At 71.3% G+C, this 3,075-nt stretch carries 4 protein-coding genes and 1 pseudogene; 2 read left to right on the top strand and 3 right to left on the bottom strand.

Features of this window, described 5'->3' with window-relative positions; genetic code table 11:
- A partial coding sequence (locus HUU95_RS14805; protein WP_174280387.1) for an SDR family NAD(P)-dependent oxidoreductase occupies positions 1 to 102 on the bottom strand: 102 nt, incomplete at its 3' end.
- A 100-nt stretch (positions 103 to 202) separates the two neighbouring features.
- Positions 203 to 832, bottom strand: coding sequence for a peptidylprolyl isomerase (locus HUU95_RS12410; RefSeq protein WP_174280386.1), 630 nt, complete (start codon positions 830 to 832; stop codon positions 203 to 205).
- 133 nt (positions 833 to 965) lie between these two features.
- Between HUU95_RS12410 and HUU95_RS12405 the strand changes: the two genes are divergently transcribed.
- Entirely contained in the window at positions 966 to 2,051 is a 1,086-nt protein-coding gene (locus tag HUU95_RS12405) for a catalase family protein (protein WP_174280385.1), read from the top strand.
- Positions 2,052 to 2,126: 75 nt separating this feature from the next.
- Positions 2,127 to 2,765, top strand: coding sequence for a DedA family protein (locus tag HUU95_RS12400; protein WP_174280384.1), 639 nt, complete (start codon positions 2,127 to 2,129; stop codon positions 2,763 to 2,765).
- Here HUU95_RS12400 and HUU95_RS12395 read toward each other — a convergent pair.
- Positions 2,725 to 3,075 (bottom strand): annotated as a pseudogene (locus HUU95_RS12395) (hypothetical protein); the annotation flags it as partial. The gene HUU95_RS12400 and the pseudogene HUU95_RS12395 overlap by 41 nt on opposite strands.

Genomic DNA, 3,075 nt, shown 5'->3' with positions numbered 1-3,075 from the left:
GCGGCGCCCGGTCGCGATCACGCGCCAGCCGCCCGCGACGAAGCGCCGTGCGGCGGCCGCGCCGATGCCGGCGGTGGCGCCGGTGATGAAGGCGGTATTCATGTCGTCAATCTCCGTTCGTCCCGAGCGTGGTCGAGGGACATGTGACCTCGCGCGGGTGCCTCGACTTCGTTCGGCACGAACGGCTTTGGAATCGTATCGGTCACCGAAGCCCGATCGTCCACGGCTTGGGCAGGCCCGTCGGCCGCGCGCTTCCGTCCAGCCGCGCCGCGTGGACGATGGTCACGGGCCGCGTCAGCATCTGGCCCTTCATCACCCCCACGCCGCCCGCCGCCGGCTGCGCCAGGATGCGCTTCACCACGGCCATGCCGTCCACGACGCGGCCGAACACCGCGAAGCCGGGATCACGGCCATGCGCGTCCATCGACGGCGACGCGCCGGCCAGGATCGAGAAGTTCGCCGTCGCCGAATCGGGCGTGAACCGCGCCATCGACACCGCGCCGTCGCCATGGTGCAGCCCCGTGCGACTGGTGGGCTCCAACGGCACGGGCGGCAGCGCGCGGCGCGGATCGGAGCCGATCCCGCCCTCGATGAAGCCGCCGGCACCGCGCCCCTTCGCCCGGGCGGCGCGGTAGAAGGTCGTGCCGTCGAGCCGCCCGTCATCGACATACTGGAGGAAGTTGGCGACCGTGCGCGGCGCATGCCGGCCATCGAGCGCCAGCGTGATCGGCCCCGCCTGCGTATCGAGCCGCACGCGCGTGATCCCGATCGGCGTCGATCGGGGCGCGACCGGCGCAGCGGCGAGCAGCAGGAGGGCGAGAAGCGAGCGCATGCCAATGCTGTAACGGCCGAACCGGGCGGCGTCACCCGACGCGGCGCAACCTGGATCAGGACGATCGCTTGACCGGCGGGAGGAACGCCGGCGACGCGCGGACGGTTCTGAAATGCCCTGCTGAAAGACCGTCATGCCCCCTCTGCCCTATGCCGATGATATCGAGACGCCCGAGCCCGACGAGCAGGCCTCGATCGACGGCATCATCGCCGGGATGACCACCGAGAGCCGGACGGTAGAGCAGCGCGAGGGCCAGGCGGTGCGCGCCAGCCATGCCAAGAGCACGGCGTGCGTCATCGGCGATCTGACGGTCGCCGCCGGCCTGCCGCCCGAGCTGGCGCAGGGGCTGTTCTCGCGCGCCGGCACCCTTCCGGTCGCGGTCCGTTTCGCGCAGGGGCCGGGCGAGCGGCTGGGTGATCGCGTCTCGACGCACCGGGGCATGGCGATCAAGGTCTTCGGGGTCGAAGGCGAACGCCTGCCCGGCCACGACGCGCCGACGCAGGATTTCGTGCTGGCGAGCGGCCCGACCTTTCCCGCCGGCACCGCCGCCGGCTTCCTCAGCCAAGCCAAGAAGATCGGGCTCGCGACGCCGATGCCCGAGAGCGTGAAGAGCGTCGCCTCGTCGCTCGCGCGCAATCTCAACAAAGTGGTGAACGCCGTCACGGGTGGACCCAGCCCGCTGCTAGACTTTTACGGCCACCCTTTCGGCCATCCGCTCGACGACTATTATTTCAGCCAGTGCCCGATGCGGTTCGGCGATCATGTCGCCAAGCTCGGCGCCTTTCCGGTCGCGCCCGAGCAGCTCGCACTCGACGACTGGCAGCTCGATCCCAAGCAGGACGAGGACGGCTTCTGTCACGCCGCGGTCGCCTATTTCGACCGGCACGACGCGGTGTTCGAGCTGCGCGCGCAGCTATGGACGAACGCGGCGACGCAGCCGATCGAGGACACGTCGGTGGAATGGCCGGCGCAGGATAGCGAGTATCGCACGGTGGCGACGATCCGGCTGCCGCGCCAGGCCGCGTACGGGCCCAACCGCGTGCGCTATTTCGACGAGATCATGACCTTCCGCCCCGCGCACAGCCTGGCCGCGCACCAGCCGCTGGGCGGCGTGATGCGCGCGCGGCTGCAGGTCTATCGCGCGCTGAGCGATTTTCGCCACCGCGAGAACGGCGTGTCGGCGGTCAGCCCCGCGTCGGTCGACGCGATCCCGGCCTGACGCCGAGTGGCTGCCCGGCGGGGGCGGACCCGTGAGGCGCTTCCCCCCGGCACGCTTGCCGGTTAACTCCTCGCAATGCTCGACCGCGTCCTGTCGCACGTCGCGGTGTTCGTCACCGCCATCATCACCACCGCCGGCTATCCCGGCCTCGTCGCGCTGATGACGATCGCCGCCGCCTGCGTGCCGATCCCGTCGGAGATCATCATGCCGTTTACGGGCTACCTCGTCGCGCAGGGCAAGTTCAGCCTGATCGGCGCGGTGCTGGCGGGGACGCTGGGGGAGAATATCGGGGCGGCGATCGCGTACGAGGCGGGCAAGCGCGGCGGGCGGCCGCTGATCGAGCGCCATGGTCGCTGGCTGCTGATCGACGCGCATCATCTCGATCTCGCCGATCGGTTCTTCGCGCGGTTTGGGCCGGTCGCGGCGCTGATCGGGCGCGTGCTGCCGATCATCCGCGCGTTCGTCGCCTTTCCGGCGGGGATGACGCGGATGAACCGTGCGGCGTTCCACCTGTTCACCACGCTGGGCTCGCTGCCGTGGTGCTTCGCGCTGGTCTGGCTGGGACGGACGCTGGGCAGCCGGTGGAACGACGATCCCCGGCTGCACGCGCTGTTCCGGCGGCTGGAGGTGGTGATCGTCGCGGCCGTGCTGGTGCTGGCGCTCGCCTTTGTCGTCACCCGCGTGCGGGCACTGCGGCGACCCCGAACAGGCTGATCCTCGGACCGGTGTCGTGCGACCGGGCGCGGCGCACGAGGAAGGCGATCGTGGGCAGCGCCACCGCCGCCCAGATCGCCACGCCGGCCCAGCCGGGCCAGCCCCACCAGTCGCTGGCGACCGAGGTGATGTCGCCGCGCAGCAGGTGTCGCGTCACTACCCAGCGCAGCGGCCACCGATCGGCGGGCGACGCGAAGATGTCGCAGGCGGCGATGAGGAGGTTGATCGCCATCGACAGTGCCAGCAGCGCGCTCGCGCGGAGGCGGCCGGCGCGCGTCGCCAGCCCCGTCCAGGCCGGCGCCAGCCCCAG

Source organism: Sphingomonas bacterium, from assembly GCF_903643065.1.
Classification (GTDB): domain Bacteria; phylum Pseudomonadota; class Alphaproteobacteria; order Sphingomonadales; family Sphingomonadaceae; genus Sphingomonas.
This window is presented reverse-complemented; position numbering and strand designations above follow the sequence as displayed.